We start from the raw sequence: 18,209 nt of genomic DNA, 5'->3' as shown, positions 1-18,209 counted from the left end.
CCGGGCTCCGGCGCGGCGGGGACGTGCGGGGTCACGGGCCGCAGCGGCTCGAGTGGCAGCGGCAGCAGCTCGCGGTGCCCGACGTGGGGTTCGCGAGGTACTGCCGGCCCCACACCGGCGCGTCGCCGAGGTGACAGGCCACCCCGGAGCAGCGCTTCGTCGCCGGGTCGTACGCGGCGCCCGAGAGCTCGATCGAGAGCGTCGTGCCCTCGATGACCGCGCCGGCCGGGACGGCCTCGCAGAACCGCGCAGGCGTGACCCAGTACGGCCGCGTGGGCGTCTCCGGCGCGGGCGGGAGACCCGGGATCGACGGCAGCGTCGTGCGCGGGTCGAACACCACGTCGCGGCGGCCGTTCACGTGGGTGAGCGGCAGGACCTTGCCCTGCAGGACCGGGGCGCCGCCGGCTCCGTGACAGGTCCCGCACTGCGTCGCCTTCCAGCGCGGGTCCGTCAGCCGGGCGGGATCGCCGCCCGCGAGCACGTAGCTGCCGGTCGTGTCGAGCCAGTAGAACTTCGAGGGCCCGGTCGCCGTCGGATCGGTCGTCGCGTAGTGACACGTCTGGCAGGTGATCGGCGCGGCCGCCTCGCCCGGCGCTGCGCTGCCGTGCTTGCTCGCGTGCGCAGGACCGCCCAGGCCGACGTAGTGGCCGAACTCGCGCCCCTGGTTGGTGAGCCCGATGTGGGCGTTCGCGTCGGACGCGCCCGCGCCGCCGGACGCGTAGCTCGGCGGGTTGCCGTGGCAGCCGTCGCAGCCGAGCTGCGCGTTCGACCTCCAGCCCGGCGCCGTCGCGTACACCGGGAGCGCCTGGCCCGAGGAGTGGCAGTACACGCCGGTGCACCGGCCCGTCCCCGCGTCGTACGCGGCGTCCGGCGCGTTCCGCGCGCGCAGCGAGCCCGTCGCCGCGCCCGCCGGCGTGAGCTCCACCTCGACCTCACGGTCCATGTGCTTCGCCGGGTCGAGCGGGTGGCAGTTGCCGCAGCCGAACTCGTAGTCGGAGCCCCCGCCCGGCGCGTAGGCCTCGAGGATGCGCAGATCGCCGTACCCGGGCACGTCGGGCGTCGGAAACGCCGCGTGCACGAGGTGGGCGCCGCTCGCGCCCGGGACCGGATGGCAGTCGCCGCACGCGCCGGACACGTCGAGCTTCCCGTCGATGTGGCGGCCACCGGCGAGATCGATCGTGCCCTGATCCGTCACGGTGTCCGGGTGGCACCGCGCGCAGCCCGTGGGCGAGGAGGCGGGGTGCGGCGCGGGCGGCGGCGCGCCATGGCAGGTGCCGCAGGCCGCCTGCGTTCCGTCCACCGTCGTCCACCTCGGCGCCGTGAGCGAGCCGCCTGCGTCGAGCGTCTGGCCGTGGCAGTAGTTGGTGCACGTGAGGGCGTCGGGATCGAAGCCCGGAACCGCCCCGTCCGACGTGGCGAGCCGGCCCCAGGCGAGGTCCACGACGCCGTTCGAGTGGATCGTCTCGGTGGGTACGACGTGGCAATCCCTGCACTCGAGGGCGTTGCGCAGCGCGCCGGCGCGCACGTGCGCCTGGTGCGCGCCGACGGCGCGCGTCGTGGTGGCCGTCTCCTGCCGGGTGCCGACCGGAGGCGCCGGGTTGTCCGTCGAGCCGTGGCATGCGCTGCACGTCAGGCCAGCCACGTCGACGTTCCCGTCGATGTGGCGGCCGCCCGCGACGTCGATGGTGCCATCGAACGCGACCGTGAACGGGTGGCAAGAGTTGCAGAGCGGGTTGTCCGGGTGGGCCGACTGCGGCGGGTTCCCGTGGCAGGTGCCGCAGGCCGCCTGCGTGCCGTCCACCGTCGTCCACTTCGGCGTCGTGAGCGAGCCGTCCGCGCCGAGCGTCTGGCCGTGGCAGTAGTTCGTGCACGTGATGGCGGCCGGATCGAAGCTCGGGACCGCGCCGTCCATGCTGGCCAGCGTCCCCCAGGTGAGATCGACTCTGCCGTTGCGGTGGGTCGCGTCCGAGAACTGGTGGCACGCGTCGCAGGTCATCGCCCCGAAAAGCGGGCCCGCTCGGACGTGCGACTGGTGGGCGCCCACCGCCAGGGTCGTCGTGGCCGTCTCACCCTTCGTGCCAACCGGCGGCGCCGGGTTCGCGTCCGAGCCGTGGCACAGGCTGCAGCCGCCCGCCACCTGCACGCTTCCGTCGATGTGCCGACCGCCGGCCACGTTGATCGTGCCGTCCGCGTTCACCGTCTCCGGATGGCAGGCCGCGCAGTCCGCGCTCTGCGGGTGGTTCCCGGTGGTCGGCGGCGCGCCGTGGCAGGTGCCGCAGGCTGCCTGCGTACCGTCGACCTTGTTCCAGGTCGGCGTCGTGAGCGAGCCGCCCGCGCCGAGCGTCGCGCCGTGGCAGTAAGTGGCGGCACAGGTCGCCGTCGCCGCGTCGAACCTCGGGATCGCGCCTCCCTTCGTGGCCAGCGTCCCCCAGGTGAGATCCGCGACGCCGTTGCGGTGCGTCGCGTCGGAGAACTGGTGGCACGCGTCGCAGGTCATCGCCCCGAAGAGCGGGCCCGCTCGGACGTGCGACTGGTGGGCGCCCACCGCCAGGGTCGTCGTGGCCGTCTCACCCTTCGTCCCGACCGGCGGCGCCGGGTTCGCGTCCGAGCCGTGGCACAGGCTGCAGCCGCCCGCCACCTGCACCGTACCGTCGATGTGCCGACCGCCGGCCACGTTGATCGTTCCGTCCGCGTTCACCGTCTCCGGATGGCAGGCCGCGCAATCCGCGCTCTGCGGGTGGTTCCCGGTGGTCGGCGGCGCGCCGTGGCAGGCGTTGCACGCGGTCTGTCCCGCGCTCACCTGGGTCCACGTCGGCGTCGGGGTGCTCCCTCCCGCGGCGAGCGTCGCGCCGTGGCAGTAGGTCGAGGCGCACGTGGTGCCGTTCCAGGCCGGGGCCGTCCCCTGGGAGGCGAGCCCCGTGAAGGGCAGCGGGATCACGTCGTCCACGTGGGAGCCGTCGGTCACCGGCTCGTGGCAGGCGCTGCAGCCGAACCCCTTGCGGATCGCGCCGTCGACGACGTGCTTCTGGTGCGCGCCCACCGCGCGCTGGGTCGTCAGCGTCTCGCCCTTCGTGCCGAGCGGTGGCGCGGGGTTCTTGCCCTCGGTGCCGTGGCACAGGGTGCAGCCGCCGCCATCCACCTGGACCGTGCCGTCGATGTGCTTTCCGCCGGCGACGTCGATGGCGCCGGTCGCGAGGACCGTCCCGGAGTGGCAGCGCGAGCAGTCCGCGAGCTGCGGGTGCGGCAAGGGGGGCGGCGCGCCGTGGCAGGAGCCGCACGCCGTCGGACCCGCGGAGACCACCGTCCAGGTGGGCGCCGTCGTCGAGCCGCCCGCGGCGAGCGTCGCGCCGTGGCAGTAAGTCGAGGCGCAGCTCGCGCCGTTCCAGCTGGGCGTCGTGCCGCTCGAGGCGAGGCCGGTGAACGGCAGCGGGATCGAGCCATTCACGTGGGTGAGATCGGAGACCGGCTCGTGGCAGGCGCTACAGGCGAACGCCTTGCGGATCGCGCCGTCCACCACGTGCTTCTGGTGCGCGCCCACCGCGCGCTGGGTCGTCAGCGTCTCGCCCTTCGTGCCGAGCGGCGGCGCGGGGTTCTTGCCCTCGGTGCCGTGGCAGACCGTGCACCCGCCGCCGTCCACCTGGACCGTGCCGTCGATGTGCTTGCCTCCCGCGAGGTCGATCCCGCCGGTCGCGAGCACCGTCCCCGAGTGGCAGCGGCTGCAGTCGGTGCTCTGCGGGTGAGGCAGCGGAGGCGGCGCCCCGTGGCAGGAGTCGCACGCCGTCGGACCCGCGGAGACCACCGTCCAGGTGGGCGCCGTCGTCGAGCCGCCCGCGGCGAGCGTCGCGCCGTGGCAGTAGGTCGAGGCGCAGCTCGCGCCGTTCCAGCTGGGCGTCGTGCCGCTCGAGGCGAGGCCGGTGAACGGCAGCGGGATCGTACCGTTCACGTGGGTGAGATCGGAGACCGGCTCGTGGCAGGCGCCGCACGCGAACGCCTTCCGGATCGCGCCGTCCACCACGTGCTTCTGGTGCGCACCCACCGCGCGCTGGGTCGTCAGCGTCTCGCCCTTCGTGCCGACCGGCGGCGCCGGGTTCACGCCCTCGGTGCCGTGGCAGGCCGTGCACCCGCCGCCGTCCACCTGGACCGTGCCGTCGAGGTGCTTCCCGCCTGCGACGTCGATCTCACCGGTCGCGAGCACCGTGCCTTTGTGGCAGCGGCTGCAGTCCGCGCTCTGCGGGTGCGGCAAGGGCGGCGGCGCGCCGTGGCAGGAGCTGCACGTCGTCGGGCCCGTGGAGACCACGGTCCAGGTCGGCGCCGGCGTCGAGCCGCCCGCCGCGAGCGTCGCGCCGTGGCAGTAGGTCGAGCTGCACGTCGCGCCGTTCCACATGGGCGTCGTGCCCTGCGACGCGAGCCCCGTGAAGGGCATCGAGATGGAGCCATTCGCGTGCTCGCCCAGGTCGGTCACCAGGGCGTGGCAGTCGTTGCACGCGAACGCCTTGCGGATCCGCCCGTCGACGACGTGCTTCTGATGCGCGCCCACCGCGCGCTGGGTGGTCAGCGTCTCGCCGCGCGTGCCGAACGGCGGCGCGGGGTTCACGCCCTGCGTACCGTGGCAGGCGGTGCACCCGCCGCCGTCCACCTGGACGATGCCGTCGATGTGCCGGCCGCCGGCGACGTCGATCGCGCCCGTCGCGAGGACGGTCCCGGAGTGGCAGCGCGAGCAGTCGGAGCTCTGCGGGTGCGGCAGCGCGGGTGGCGCGCCGTGGCAGGAGCCGCACGCGGTCGGACCGTCGGACACGGCGGTCCAGACCGGGGTCTTCGTCGTGCCGCCCCCGCCGAGCGTCGCGCCGTGACAGTACGTCGAGCTGCAGGTCGCGCTGGCGCGGGTCCACGCGGGCGTGGTCCCCTTCGCGGCGGCGAGCGCGCCCCAGGCGAGGTCCACCTCGCCGTTCGAGTGCAGCGGCACCGCCGGCTCGACGTGGCACTCGGCGCAGGCGACGGCCTTGCGGATCGCGCCGTCGCGCACGTGCTTCTGGTGCGCGCCGACCGCGATCTCGGACGTGGCGGTCTCGCCGTGCGTGCCCACGGGCGGGGCCGCGTTCACGCCGTCGGTGCCGTGGCACAGCGTGCAGGTGAGCGGCACGAGATCGAGGTGGCCGTCGATGTGCTTGCCACCGGCGACGTCGATGGCGGATCCGTCCGCGGTCAACGCGCCCGGGTGGCAGCGGCCGCAGTCGCTCCGCTGCGGGTGCGGCAGCGGCGGAGGCGCGGCGTGGCAGGCGCCGCAGGAGGCCTGGCCCTCGCCGACCCGCGTCCAGACGGGCGCGGTGAGCAGGCCGCCGCCGGCGAGCGTCGCGCCATGGCAGTAGGTCGAGGCGCACGTCGCGGTCGCGGGGCTGAAGGACGGGCTCGCGCCGTCCGCGGTCGCGAGCGCGCCCCAGACGAGGTCGACGGTGCCGTTGGCGTGGAGGGCGACGGTGGGGACGACGTGGCAGTCGCCGCAGGCGAGCCGCGCGCGGAACGCGCCGTCCCGCAGGTGCTCCTGGTGCGCGCCGACCGCGAGGCTCGTCGTGGCGGTCTCGCCGGCGGTCCCGATGGGGGGAGCCGAGCTCGTCGCGGAGCCGTGGCAGGTGTTGCACTCGAGCGGCTTCACGTCGACCTTGCCGTTCACGTGCGTGGCGGCCACGACGGACGTGGCGGTGTAGCCGAGGTGGCAGCGCCCGCAGTCGGGGTTCTGCACGTGAGGCTTCGGCGGAGGGAGCCCGTGGCACGCACCGCACGCGGCCTCGCCTGCGCCGCGGTTCCAGACGGGCGCCACGAGCGCGCCCCCGCCGAGCGTCGCGCCGTGGCAGTAGGTGCCGCTGCAGGTTCCGGTCTCGCGGGTCCATCGAGGCGACGCGCCGCCCGTGAGGGCGAGCGCGCCGAAGGTCACCGTGCCGTGCTCCCCGTCGATGTGGCCGGCGGCGTCGGCCGTCTGCGGGACCACGTGGCAGTCGGAGCACGCGAGCGGAGCGCGCAGCGGGCCGCCCTGCAGGTGGACCTGGTGCGCACCGACGACGGGGTCGCTCGCGTCGCGGCCGCCCGTGACCGAGAGCGGAGGCGCCGCGTTGTCGGCGCTCCCGTGGCAGCGCGAGCAGCTCGCGGTGTCCTCGCCGTGGACCTTTCGCTCGTTGCCGCAGGCGAGCGGACCCGCGGAGATCGCGGAGACGCACAGCAGCAGCGCAGGTAGGCGCGGCCGCGCGAAAGACCCGAGTCCGGACTGCATGAAGGAACCCTCCCCGCTCGTAGGATCCCGAACTTAGGTCGTGTCGCAAGATCACAGATGACAGCGATCAATCCAGGTGCGGGGCGAATGGGGACGTCCCCCTCCGGCATGGTGCTTGACGAAACCTGTGCGCACACGCCCAGTGCGGCTCACTCTCGCTTGCTGTGGATCAACGTGCGCCACCGGACGCGGGTGGACGCGCGAGCGGCGCCGGCGGGTGGGCCGCCTGGCCTTGGTTGGCGAGCGTGATCCGTTTACGAATAGTGAGGTCGGGGTCGGGGTCGTTCTGGCCGACATCGCCGCGGCTGACGTCACCTTGGCGCGCCGCCGGGACGGGACCCAACGCGCTGCGCGCCTGGGCTGAATCCCTGCTGCGGCGCACGCTAGCTGCCTGCGGCGGGCAGACTCGTCCCTGCGCTGCTCGACGTGCCTTACAGGCACGCCTGCGCTGCTCGGTCCTCGTGTGCCCGCCTCGGCGACGCCATCGTGCGCCTCGCGACGGGCTCAGCCCAGGCGAGCAGCGCTGTCCTCGGCGGGCCACGATGGACGGGGACAAGGTACGGGGGGCGGTGCCGTCCGCCAGACGCCGCCGGCAACGCGGGGCTGCGGGCGGGGGCTGCGCATGGGCGATGTCGCCTAGGCCAACCGCGTTGCATTGCGGTCCGTGGGTCGGGGCGGTGCCTACCGCGTCCAGTGGCCCGCCTGCGGGCGCGAGGTCCCGCCACGTGGGGCGGCGCGCTGCGGGCGGGGAAGTGGAAGGGCTTGCCGCGCTCGAGCTCGAGGGTGGCGGTCGAGGTCGAGGTCGGTACAAACCGGGTACTTGGGTGACAGGTCAGACCGGGAGCTCGGGTAACACCTCCGCCTGGGAGGTGGCCCGAGTGCCGTGGAAAGAGACCTGTCGCATGGACGAACGCGAACAGTTCGTGAAGCTGGCGCTGAGCCGCGATGCGAACATCGCCGCGCTGAGTAGGTCCTTCGGGATCAGCCGAAAGACCGCGTACAAGTGGCTAGCGCGGTTCCACGAAGGCGGCCGAGCTGCTCTGCTGGATCGCGATCCCGTTCCTAGTCCACACCCGCATGCGCTGCCAATCAGCGTCGTCGCGCAGGTGCTCGCGGTACGTCGACGTTACCCGTACTGGGGACCGAGGAAGATTCAGGCCTGGATGGCTGAGCACGTCGTCCGCACCGATCCGCCTGCGGCTTCGACCATCGGCAGGATTCTAGAAAAGCACGGTTTGGTCCGTCAGCGGCGGCGACGGCGCCGGGTCGATGCATCGAACCAGCCGTTCGCAGAATGCGACTCGCCGAACGCGGTCTGGTGTACGGATTTCAAGGGCCACTTCCGGCTCGGCAACGGCGTGCGCTGCCACCCGTTGACGCTAACGGACGCGCACAGCAGGTTCCTGCTGAGGTGCGAGGCGCTCGAGGCGGAGAACACCGCGCTCGTACAGCCCGTGTACGACGCGGCGTTCGTCGAGTACGGCTTGCCGCTCGCAATGCGCTCCGACAACGGCTCGCCATTTGCGACGTTGGGCGCAGGCGGGCTCTCGCGGCTCGCGGTCTGGTGGGTGAAACTCGGCATTCGGCCGGAGCGCATCGAGCCGGGAAAGCCCCAGCAGAACGGTCGTCACGAGCGGATGCACCGCACGCTGAAGCAGCAGACGACGAAGCCGCCACAACCGACGATGTTCGAGCAGCAGCTCGCGTTCGACCGCTTCAGGCGCGAGTTCAACGAGGAGCGCCCCCACGAAGCGCTCGAGCAGCGCCCGCCCGCGAGCGTCTACTCCACGTCCCCGCGCAGCTACCCGTGCCCGCTTCGCCCGCCCGAGTACCCAGGCGAATGGGAGCGTCGCCTCGTCGCGAACAACGGAAGCATCAAGTGGAGGGGCGAGCGCTTCTTCGTTTCGGAGTGCCTCGCAGGCGAGTGGGTTGGGCTGAACGAGACGGACGACGGGATCTGGCGCGCGATGTTCGGCCCGGTACACCTCGGAACAGTGAACGGCCGCGCCAAGGAGCCGACCTTCGTCAGGCCGAGCTGGCCAAGAAAGTGTCACCCAAGCTCCCGGTCTGAGGTGTAACCGAAGATTTGGGTTGCTCAGTCGAGGTCGAGGTCGAGGTCGAGGTCGAGGTCGAGGTCGCGTCGAGGTCGCGTCGAGGTCGCGTCGAGGTCGAGGTCGAGGTCGAGGTCGAGGTCGAGGTCGAGGTCGAGGTCGAGGTCGAGGTCGAGGTCGCGGTCGCGGTCGCGGTCGGGGTCGGGGTCGGGGTCGAGGTCGAGGTCGAGGTCGAGGTCGAGGTCGAGGTCGAGGTCGGGGTCGGGGTCGAGGTCGGGGTCGGTCGCGGTCGCGGTCGCTACGGGTTCTCGAGCAGGAACCGCTCGATCTCGCCGACGTCCTCGTTCGTGAGCGCGAGGTCGGCTGCCGCGATGAAGCCGTCCACCTGCTCCGCGCTGCGGGCGCCGACGATCGCGCCGGTGACGGCGGGGTGCAGCAGCGTCCAGGCGACCGACACGGCCGCGGCGGTCGTTCCGTGGCGCGCGCCGATCCGGCCGAGCAGCTCCTGCAGCGCGAGGTTGCGCGAGAGCCGCGGCTCCTGGAAGTCGGGGTTGCTCCGGCGCCAGTCGTCCGCGGGGAACGCCTCGACGCGGGCGCGCGTCATCTTTCCGGTGAGGAGGCCCGCGCCCATCGGCGAGTAGGCGATGACTCCGATTCCGGCCTCGCGGCAGTAGGGCAGGACGTCCTGCTCGATGTCGCGGTGGAGGAGCGAGTAGCGCGGCTGGAGCGAGGTCACCTTCGCCACGTCCATCGCGCGGCGGAGCTGCTCGGCGTCGTAGTTCGACACGCCGATGAAGCGGACCTTCCCCTCCTCCTGCAGCGCCGCGAGCGTCGACCATCCCTCGTCCATCTCGGCCGGATCCTGGACCGGCCAGTGGATCTGGTAGAGGTCGATCGCCTCCACCCGCAGGCGCCGCAGGCTCGCCTCGCACTCGCGCCGCACGGACTCGGCGCGCAGCGAGCGGCCGATCTTCCCGCGCTCGTCCCAGACCATCGAGCACTTCGTGAAGACGTATGGCCGGCGCGCGACGCCCTCGAGCGCGCGCGCGACCACCTCCTCGGAGTGGCCGAGGCCGTACACCGCGGCGGTGTCGATCCAGTTCACGCCGCGATCGAGGGCGCGGCGGATGGCGGCGATCGAGGCCGCGTCGTCCTGGGGTCCCCAGGCGAACTCCCACTGGCCGCCGCCCGCCGCCCAGCTCCCGAAGCCGAGCACGGTGATGTCCAGGTCCGAGTTGCCGAGGCGACGGGTCTTCATGCGCGCTCCCCAGAGAGAGTCCGCGCATGGTCATGGCCCCCGGGCATCCGGCTGTCACGCGCCCGGGTGGAGCAGATCCACTGGAGAGGCGAGGGCGCGTCGGGCCGCTTCGGTGGGCCCGCGCGAGCGGCCCGTCTCGCACGAAAGCCCGGCCCCTCTCGCGAGGGACCGGGCTTTCATGCCGCTCGCCCTGAGCCTGCCGAAGGGCGCGGGATCAGGGGGTCAGCAGCCGAGCTTCTTGAAGAAGTCGTTCCCCTTGTCGTCCACGAGGATGAAGGCGGGGAAGTTCTCGACCTGGATCTTCCAGACCGCCTCCATGCCCAGCTCGGGGAAGTCGATGCACTCGACCTTCTTGATGTTCTCCTCGGCGAGCACCGCAGCGGGGCCGCCGATGGAGCCGAGGTAGAACCCGCCGTGCTTCTTGCACGCGTCGGTGACCTGCTGGCTCCGGTTGCCCTTCGCGATCATCACCATCGACGCGCCGTGCGACTGGAGCAGGTCGACGTAGGAGTCCATGCGCCCGGCCGTCGTCGGGCCGAACGAGCCGGACGGCTTCCCGGGCGGGGTCTTCGCCGGGCCCGCGTAGTAGACGGGGTGGTTCTTCAGGTACTCGGGGACGCCCTTGCCCTGGTCGATGAGCTCCTTGAACTTCGCGTGCGCGATGTCGCGCGCGACGACCAGCGTGCCGGTGAGGAGGAGCGGCGTCGAGACCGGGTACTTCGTGAGCTCGGCGAGGATCTCCTTCATCGGACGGTTCAGGTCGACCTTCACGCCGTGCTCGTGCTTGCCCTTCTTGTACTCGAGCGGGATGAGCCGCTCCGGGGCGTGGTCGAGCTCCTCGATCCAGACCCCCTCCTTGTTGATCTTGGCCTTCACGTTCCGGTCGGCGGAGCAGGAGACGGCCATCGCCACCGGGCAGGACGCGCCGTGGCGCGGCAGCCGGACGACGCGGATGTCGTGGGCGAAGTACTTGCCGCCGAACTGCGCGCCGATGCCGAGCCCGTTCGCGGCCTCGAGCAGCCTCGCCTCGAGCTCGGTGTCGCGGAAGGCCACGCCGTGCTCGTTGCCCTTCGTCGGCAGCCCGTCGTAGTAGCGCGTCGACGCGAGCTTCACCGTCTTCAGGCACTGGTCGGCCGAGGTGCCGCCGACGACCACGGCGATGTGGTACGGCGGGCACGCCGCCGTGCCGAGGTGCCGCATCTTGTCGACGAGGAACTTCTCGAGCTTCTCCGGCGTGAGGAGCGCCTTCGTCTCCTGCCAGAGCTGCGTCTTGTTGGCCGAGCCGCCGCCCTTCGTGATGAAGAGGAACTTGTACTCGGCGCCGTCGGTCGCGTAGAGGTCGATCTGCGCGGGCAGGTTCGTGCCCGTGTTGACCTCCTTGTACATGTCGAGCGCGGCCGTCTGGGAGTAGCGCAGGTTCTCGGTGGTGTACGTGGCGTAGACGCCCTTCGAGAGCCACTCCTCGTCCTTCGTGCCGGTCCAGACCTGCTGGCCCTTCTTCGCGACGATCGTCGCGGTGCCGGTGTCCTGGCAGATGGGCAGCTCGCCGCGCGCGGCGATCTCGGCGTTGCGGAGGAACGCGAGGGCGACGCCCTTGTCGTTCTGCGACGCCTCGGGGTCGGCGAGGATCTTCGCGACCTGCTCGTTGTGCGAGGGCCGCAGGAAGAACGAGACCTCGCGGATCGCCTCGCGGGCGAGCCGCTCGAGCGTGGACGGCTCGACCTTGAGGACCTCCTTGCCGTCGAAGGTCGCCACCGACACGCCGTCGCGCGTGAGGAGGCGGTACTTCGTCTCGTCCTTCGAGAGCGGGAACGGATCCTGGTAGTGGAAAGCTGGGGTCGCCATCGCCTTTCCTTCTCCTTGGGCTGCGGCGTAAGTGCCTGGGCGCAAAAGAGAACCACAGGTCGCCCGCGCCTGTCGACGGCGGCGACTGCGCGCGCGCGCCGCGCAAGCGGACGGCTCGGGTCCAGAAATACGGGCGGCGGCGGCGCGCCACGATGACGCGTCGCCGGCGAGCCTCGTGATCAGCGCGGCGCGGCCCGCGCGGCCACGAAGCCGGCGGTCACCACGTCCATCGAGCTCGTGTGCGAGACGAACCAGCGCGGGACGACCTCCAGCAGGTACCGGCGCAGCCGCGCCGCGTCTCCGCTCCGCCGGAACGCCGACGCCTCGGCGTCCATCTCCGCGAGCACGCGGTCGTGCTCGGTCTTGTGCGGCAGGTACGCGGGGAAGCCGGTCTCGCGCATCACGGCCTCCTCGTGGAGGAAGTGCTCCCGCGTGTGCACCGCGAGGACGGCGAGCCGCTCGAGGATGCTCTCGACCGCGCCCTTCCCGTCCCCGTGCGCCGCGAGCGCCTGGCCGAGCTCCTCGAGGAGCCGGAACTCCTCGGCGTGGTCGCGGTTCATGAACGGGAGCGGCAGGTCGGGCAGCTGGCTCAGGTCGACGTAGGGCATTCGCGGAGGTTCCTCGAGGTGAGCGCCGCCGCCGATATAACCGGCGCTCCCCTGCTCCGCGAGGCGCTCCTGCGCTCCCTCGCGCGGACGGCCGCACGCTCGCGCGCTCCGTGAGGGGCGGCTCCTCCGACCCCTCGTTCGGGGCTCAGCGGATCGCCCCCGCCGCGCGCGCGCGCCGGAGCCCGCGCGGCACGAGCCAGCGCTCTGCGAGATCGAACAGTCCCTGCGCGACGAGCGCCAGCAGCGCGGCGGGGATCGCGCCCTCCAGGATGAGGGGCACGGACGCGAGCCGTACGCCGGTGAGGATCGGCTGGCCGTACCCTCCCGCGCCGACGAGCGCGCCGAGCGTCGCGGTGCCCACGGCGATGACCGCCGAGGTCTTCACTCCAGCGAGGATCGCGGGGGTGGCGAGCGGCAGCTCGACGAGGCGGAGGCGCGCGCGCGGAGGGAGCCCGAGCGCCGCAGCCGACTCGCGCAGCTCGAGCGCGATCCCGGTCAGCCCGGCGTGCGTGTTCCGCACGATGGGGAGGAGCCCGTACAGGAAGAGCGCCGCGACCGCCGGCCGGGCGCCGATGCCGAGGAGCGGGATCATCATCACGAGGAGCGCGAGCGACGGGACGGTCTGGACGACCCCGACCGCGCCGAGCACGAGGCGGCCCGCGCCCGGCCGGCGCGCCGCGACGACGCCGAGCGGGACCGCGAGCGCGATGGCGGCGAGGAGCGCCACCGCGACGAGGGCCACGTGCTCGCGCGTCCGGCGGAGGATGCGCGACGTCCGGCCCTCCTCCTCCGGCGCGGACGCGACGCCGAGCGTGGCCCGCAGGAACTCGCTCGCGACGCGGGCGGGCGCGACCCCGTCGAGCTCCGCCCGCGCGTTCATCGCGATCATGGCGCGGGCGTCGATCCGCCCCTCGAGGCGCCGGATCGCCTCGAGCGCGGCGGGGGCCCGCCGCTCGAGCTCGAGGCGGTAGAGGTAGACGGCGTCGTAGGGCGGGAAGGCGTGGAGATCGTCCTCGAGCACCACGAGGTCGTGGCGCCGGATCTCCGGGTCGGTCGAGTACAGGTCGGTCACGTCGATCTCGCCGGCCGCGAGCGCCGCGTACGCGACCTCGTGCTCGAGCCCCCGCACGTCGCGCTGCGGCAGGCGGTAGCGCGCGCGCAGCGCCGGCCAGCCGTCGCCGCGGTCCATGAACTCGTTCGTGAAGCCGAGCCGGAGCCCCGGGGCGCGGGCGAGGTCCGACACGCGAGAGATCCCGAGCTCGGCGGCGCGCGCGCGCCGCATCCCGAGCGCGTACGTGTCCTCGAACCCGAGCGAGCGCGTCATGCCGACGCCGCGAGCGGCGAGCGCGGCCCGGAGCGCGGCGGGATCGCCGGCCGGCACCGCGCCGCCGAGGAGCTCGCGCGCGATCGTGCCGGTGTACTCGGGGTAGAGGTCCACGTCGCCGCGGACCAGCGCCTCCCAGACGACGCGCGTCCCGCCGAGCGCCGCGCGGTGCTCCGCCGGGGCGCCCGCGTCCCGGGCGAGCTGCGCCGCGAGCTCCCCCAGCACGAGCGACTCGCCGAACTGCTTCGACCCGACCGTCGGAGTGCTGGCGGAGGCGGCGAGCACGAGCGTCGCCGCGAGGGCGGCCCCGGTCACGGCGGCGCCCCCGGGGGCAGGCCGAGCGCGCGCTGCGCGTGGACGAAGCGCGCCACGAACGGGTCCGCCGGGGCGCGCACGAGCGCGTCGAGGGAGCCGCGCTGCAGGACGCGGCCGTCGCGGAGCAGCACGAGCTCGTGCGCGAAGAACACGGCCTCGGCGAGGTCGTGCGTGACGAGCAGCACCGTCTTCCCGAGCGAGGCGAAGATGGCACGCAGGTCGGCCTGGAGGTCGGCGCGCGTGATCGGGTCGAGCGCGCCGAGCGGCTCGTCGAGGAGGAGGACCTCCGGCTCGAGGAAGAGGGCGCGCATGAGGCTCACCCGCTGCGCCTGCCCGCCGGAGAGCTCGTGCGGGAAGCGCGCGAGCGCCTCGGCCGGGAAGCGCGTCAGGGCGGCGAGCTCTTCGAGCCGCGCCGTGACGCGAGCCTCCGGCCAGCGGAGGTGGCGCGCGACGAGCGCGGCGTTCCTGCCGGCGGTCAGGTGCGGGAAGAGCCCCCCGCCCTGCACGACGTACCCGAGCCGGCGGCGGGCGGCGTGGTCCTCCGGTCGGAGCGGCGCGCCGCGGAGGCGCACCTCGCCCCGGTCGGGCGCGACGAGGCCGAGCACGAGGCGGAGGAGCGTGGACTTCCCCGCGCCGCTCGGGCCGATGAGGGCCACGGTGCGGCCCGCGGGCACCGCGAGGGAGACCGGCCCGAGCCCCTCGGCGCCGCCGTACCGCTTCACGACCTCGCGGAGCTCGATGGCCGGTGCACCCTCGGTCGACTCGTCTGCGCGCATCCTGCCGTCCCGCTAACCGCGACGCCGCACGCTTCCAGGGCTCTGCCGGGGCGTCGCAGCGTACGCATCGTAAGGAACGAGGGGGACACGACCATGCCGTCGAAGAGCACCACGCAGAAGGCGAAGGCGGATCTCCGCGCCGGGAAGCGGCCATCGACCGCGGCGGGAGAGTTCGTCCGAGAGGAGATGGAGCACATCCGGGAAGGAAAGCACGGAGCACGCTCGTCGAAGCAGGCGATCGCGATCGGGCTCTCGAAGGCCCGGCGCGCGGGCGTGCCCCTGTCGGCACCGAAGAAGGGCGCCACGAGCGCGCGCACGCGTCGCTCCGCGAAGCGCGATTCCGAGGTGGGGCAGGGCAAGCGCAAGCCGCGCGCGCCGTCGCGCCGGCGGAGCGCCGCCGCGAAGGGTGCGCTGAAGCGCGAGGGGCGCGGGGCCGCGTCGAAGAGGTCGCTGTCCGTGCAGGCGAAGGGCGCCGCGGCGCGCCGCCGCGGGTCCAGCTCGAAGGGGCGCAAGAAGGCCCCCCGCCGCACCCGCGCGGGCGGGCGCGGGCCACGCCGCGCCGGCCGCCGCTGAAGCCCTGCGGGGCGCCTCAGCGGTCGCGCCCGGCGGCCTCGCGCTCCCCGGGCAGCTCGAACCGGAGCGTCGAGACCGCGATGAAGATCTCGCGCAGGAAGAGCACGAGGGCGGAGACGAACGCGCCCATCGCCGCGATGAACAGGACGGCGAGGAAGATCGAGAAGTCCGCGCCGACGAGGTAGCCGACGAAGGCGCTGGCGATGAGGACGCACACGAGGAGCGCGGCGCTCGTGCCGGAGGTGATGGCGAGGTTCACGAGCTGGCGCCGGCGCAGGAGCGTCTCGACCTCCCGCTCGATCCAGCCGCGCTCCTCCCGCGGGAGCTTCGTCGCCCGCTCGATGAGGATGCGGACGCGGTCCACGATGCGCGCGAGCCGCCCGGAGAGGACCGACAGGATCGTCCCGATCGCGGTGAGGAGGAAGACGGGCGCGACCGCGAGCTGGATCACGCGGGCGATGTCGGTGATGTGGGCGTCCCCGGGCACCTGCTCATGGTAGCCGAAGCCCGCCCGGCGCGCGGCTCCGTCGCTCCCGCTCGCCGCGGAACGGGAGCGAGAGGAGGAACAGGAGCAGGGCAGCGACGGCCTCCCCGCCGAGGATGTACCAGGGCCACGGGCCGAACAGATCGAGGAGCGACCCGGAGCGCGGCTTCTCGCAGAGGTACATGTAGTTCGTGCCGAAGCGCGCGTTCACGAGCGCCACAGCCAGGGCGTAGAGGTTCACGCCGACGAGCGTGCGCCACCACGCGCCCGGCCGAGGACGGAGGAGCCCCGCGAGGACGAGGAACAGCACCGACGCGACGATGGCGCCGTGCGCGAGGAAGAACTGGACGGCGGCGTAGGACGGGAACGGCACGTCCGCCAGGTCCGGCGTCAGGAGCGCCATGCCGCTCCCGGCGAGGCCGAGGAAGTAGACCGCCTCGAGCGCCCAGGGCGTGAGCGTCGCGAGCGCGTACACCGCGAGCCAGAGCACGACGTCGCACAGGTCGAGCGGCAGCCCGTGCGGAGGGTCCAGCCAGCCGAGCGCGACCCCGTGGCGGTACCAGAGGAGCTCGTTCACGGCGATCACCGCCGCCAGGACGCGGCACAGTGGGCGCGCGAGGCCGGGCCGGGCGCGGACCGCCGCGGCGAGCGCAGCGGCCGCGAGGGGGACGGCGGCGAGGATCGCGAGGTGCGTCGCGCCGAAAGGGCGGAGCGTGCCCACGGAGGGTGCGATAGCACCGCCGCGCGCCCGCCGCTCTCCCCCTCCCCGTGCGGTCCCTCCCCGGCTGCGCGCGACCGCGCGGGCATCGCCCCCGAACGGTCGCGCCGCGATGACGCCCCCGTGACGCGCTCACCGCAACTCTCTGAGTGGACGGAGGGGCGGCGATGGCGGAGGAGCGGGTGGCAGGTGTGGAGCGCGTGAAGCCGCTGCTGCGCGGCGTCTCGCACGAGATCGCCGCGTACCTCGCGGCACCGGCCTGGGCGCTGCTGTTCGTCAACGCCGACACGGTCACCGCCCGCACCGGGGCCCTCACCTACGGCGCGAGCCTGTTCGCGCTCTTCTTCGCGAGCGCGGTGTATCACCGCCCCACCTGGTCGGCCCGTGCGCGCCGCATCCTCTGGCGCGTCGACCACTCGGCCATCTTCGTCCTCATCGCCGGGACCTACACGCCCCTGTGCCTCCTGCTCGGCCACCCCGGCCGGCCGCTGCTCGCGGCGGTCTGGCTCGGCGCGGCGGCGGGGGTGGTCCTCTCGATCGTGTGGGTCGCCGCCCCGAAGCCGCTCATGGCCGCGCTGTACGTGCTGCTCGGGTGGCTCGTCGTGCCGGTCGTTCCGGCGCTCCACGCGGCGATCGGTGCGGGCGCCCTCGCGCTCCTCCTCGGCGGCGGGCTCCTGTACACGGCCGGCGCGGTGATCTACGCGCTGCGCCGGCCGGATCCGTTCCCCGCGGTGTTCGGGTTCCACGAGATCTTCCACCTGCTCGTGGTGGCCGCCGCGGCGTGTCACTTCGCCGTGGTCGCGGGCGCGATCCGCGCGCTGCGCTGATCGCCGGGGCGCGCCGTCACGTGCGCGCGCGCAGGAGCGCCTCGCGGAGCGCCGCGAGCCCGTCCGCGTCCAGCGCCTGCCGCAGGCGCGCCGCGATCGCCGCGGCGATGCCGGGCCAGGCCGGATCGAACCACGCGCTCGAGTCCCGGCCGCCCTCGTCGTGGACGCGATCGAGCGCGGCGCGGATCTCGACGACCGCCGCGTCCTCGAGCCGGTCCGCCAGCGCGGTCTCGAGCGGCACCTCGCGCAGCGCCCGGTCGCAGACCCGGGCCGCGAGGACGCGCGCCTCGACGTACGACAGCCCGCGGATGTCCTCCGCTGTGAACCAGCGGTCGCCCCGCGGGACGCTCTCGAGCTGCGCCTCAGCGTCGGGGACGGGGCGCGCACGGGCGCCGAGGACCGCCCGCGCCGCGGCGAGCGCGCCGTCGGGATCGGCCCCGGGCGCGAGCTCGAGGAGGAAGAGCCGGCCCGCCGCGTCCACCTGGGCGCGCGCGAGCTCGGGGATCCGGGAGAGGCGCGCCAGCACGGGCGCGAGCACGGTGCCTCAGCCGAGGCCCGCGACGGGCCCTCAGGAGAAGCCGCTCGCCCGGAGGAGGAGCCGTCGCTCGGTGGTCACGTGCGCGACTCTACACCCGGGTGTGGCGGCGAGGCGCGCGGCTCACGGGCGGGGCGGGGGCCGCCCGGAGGCACGCCCGCCCGCTGGCCGTTCCCGCGTCCGAGCCACTCCGCGAGGACGCCTCGACGTGCTCCGCCGATCGGCCGACGCTCTTGGCCGAAGGAGGCTGTCGATGCGCTTCGTCACCCTGAACCTGATCTTTGCGACGTGGCTGCTCATCTCCGCCTTCGCGCTCCCGCAGACGCCGTTCTCCGCCACGTTCACGGCCATCTCGGCGCTCGTCGTCGCGGTCGCCGCGTTCGCGGCGCAGGGCAAGCCCGGCGTGCGGTACGTGATCTCGGTGGTCGCCGTGCTCCTCGCCATCGCGGCGCTCTTCCTGACGAACGCGTCGGGCATCGCCCGCGTCAGCAACGCGCTCGTCGGCGCCGTGCTGTTCGCCATCTCGCTCGTGCGCCCGGGGCACGCGGCGACGCCGCAGACCCCCGCGGCGTCCGCGCCCTGAGGACGCGGACGCCGGCGACGAGGCTCCGCGACGACCCCGCCGCTCGGCAG

General features: G+C 73.7%; 13 protein-coding genes. 4 read left to right on the top strand and 9 right to left on the bottom strand.

The genetic code is table 11. From position 1 onward, the window contains the following. Positions 1-31: 31 nt before the first annotated feature. A complete protein-coding gene (locus MNY62_RS06470; RefSeq protein WP_242343295.1) occupies positions 32-6,262 on the bottom strand; it encodes a CxxxxCH/CxxCH domain c-type cytochrome in 6,231 nt (2,076 codons plus the stop codon). Positions 6,263-7,164: 902 nt separating this feature from the next. Between MNY62_RS06470 and MNY62_RS06465 the strand changes: the two genes are divergently transcribed. Continuing rightward, positions 7,165-8,340: an integrase core domain-containing protein gene (locus MNY62_RS06465; RefSeq protein ID WP_242343294.1), complete on the top strand. Its 1,176-nt coding sequence runs from the start codon at positions 7,165-7,167 to the stop codon at positions 8,338-8,340. 271 nt (positions 8,341-8,611) lie between these two features. Here MNY62_RS06465 and MNY62_RS06460 read toward each other — a convergent pair whose 3' ends face one another. The 5 genes from MNY62_RS06460 to MNY62_RS06440 all read right to left on the bottom strand — a co-directional run bounded on the left by MNY62_RS06460 (position 8,612) and on the right by MNY62_RS06440 (position 14,439). Further along, positions 8,612-9,571: an aldo/keto reductase gene (locus tag MNY62_RS06460; RefSeq protein ID WP_242343293.1), complete on the bottom strand. Its 960-nt coding sequence runs from the start codon at positions 9,569-9,571 to the stop codon at positions 8,612-8,614. A gap of 222 nt (positions 9,572-9,793) precedes the next feature. Then, complete coding sequence (locus MNY62_RS06455; protein ID WP_242343292.1) at positions 9,794-11,416, bottom strand: fumarate hydratase; 1,623 nt, start codon at positions 11,414-11,416, stop codon at positions 9,794-9,796. Positions 11,417-11,595: 179 nt separating this feature from the next. Then, positions 11,596-12,024 carry a bacteriohemerythrin gene (locus MNY62_RS06450; protein WP_242343291.1) on the bottom strand — a complete coding sequence of 143 codons (429 nt, stop codon included), beginning with the start codon at positions 12,022-12,024 and terminating at the stop codon, positions 11,596-11,598. A gap of 145 nt (positions 12,025-12,169) precedes the next feature. After that, a complete protein-coding gene (locus MNY62_RS06445; RefSeq protein WP_242343290.1) occupies positions 12,170-13,663 on the bottom strand; it encodes an ABC transporter permease/substrate-binding protein in 1,494 nt (497 codons plus the stop codon). Beyond that, on the bottom strand, positions 13,660-14,439 hold the full coding sequence (locus MNY62_RS06440; RefSeq protein WP_242343289.1) for an ATP-binding cassette domain-containing protein: 780 nt from the start codon (positions 14,437-14,439) through the stop codon (positions 13,660-13,662). The genes MNY62_RS06445 and MNY62_RS06440 overlap by 4 nt, the downstream gene beginning before the upstream one ends. A gap of 93 nt (positions 14,440-14,532) precedes the next feature. Between MNY62_RS06440 and MNY62_RS06435 the strand changes: the two genes are divergently transcribed. After that, positions 14,533-15,012 (top strand): transcription elongation factor, encoded by a 480-nt coding sequence (locus tag MNY62_RS06435; protein ID WP_242343288.1) that lies wholly within the window; start codon positions 14,533-14,535, stop codon positions 15,010-15,012. Positions 15,013-15,028: 16 nt separating this feature from the next. On the opposite strand, the gene MNY62_RS06430 is transcribed toward MNY62_RS06435, so the two are convergent. Further along, positions 15,029-15,499, bottom strand: coding sequence for a DUF2721 domain-containing protein (locus tag MNY62_RS06430; protein WP_242343287.1), 471 nt, complete (start codon positions 15,497-15,499; stop codon positions 15,029-15,031). A gap of 4 nt (positions 15,500-15,503) precedes the next feature. Continuing rightward, a complete protein-coding gene (locus MNY62_RS06425; protein WP_242343286.1) occupies positions 15,504-16,217 on the bottom strand; it encodes a YwaF family protein in 714 nt (237 codons plus the stop codon). Between the two features lie 164 nt (positions 16,218-16,381). On the opposite strand from MNY62_RS06425, the gene trhA reads away from it, so the two are divergent. Continuing rightward, positions 16,382-17,041 (top strand): PAQR family membrane homeostasis protein TrhA, encoded by a 660-nt coding sequence (gene trhA / locus MNY62_RS06420; RefSeq protein WP_242343285.1) that lies wholly within the window; start codon positions 16,382-16,384, stop codon positions 17,039-17,041. Positions 17,042-17,057: 16 nt separating this feature from the next. Here the strand turns inward: trhA and MNY62_RS06415 are convergent, their stop codons facing one another. After that, positions 17,058-17,579 (bottom strand): hypothetical protein, encoded by a 522-nt coding sequence (locus tag MNY62_RS06415; protein ID WP_242343284.1) that lies wholly within the window; start codon positions 17,577-17,579, stop codon positions 17,058-17,060. A gap of 250 nt (positions 17,580-17,829) precedes the next feature. Here MNY62_RS06415 and MNY62_RS06410 point away from each other — a divergent pair, with 250 nt between their 5' ends. Beyond that, positions 17,830-18,159 (top strand): hypothetical protein, encoded by a 330-nt coding sequence (locus MNY62_RS06410; protein WP_242343283.1) that lies wholly within the window; start codon positions 17,830-17,832, stop codon positions 18,157-18,159. The last annotated feature ends 50 nt before the right edge of the window (positions 18,160-18,209 follow it).

The organism is Anaeromyxobacter terrae, assembly GCF_022690685.1.
GTDB classification, from domain to species: domain Bacteria; phylum Myxococcota; class Myxococcia; order Myxococcales; family Anaeromyxobacteraceae; genus Anaeromyxobacter; species Anaeromyxobacter terrae.
This window is presented reverse-complemented; position numbering and strand designations above follow the sequence as displayed.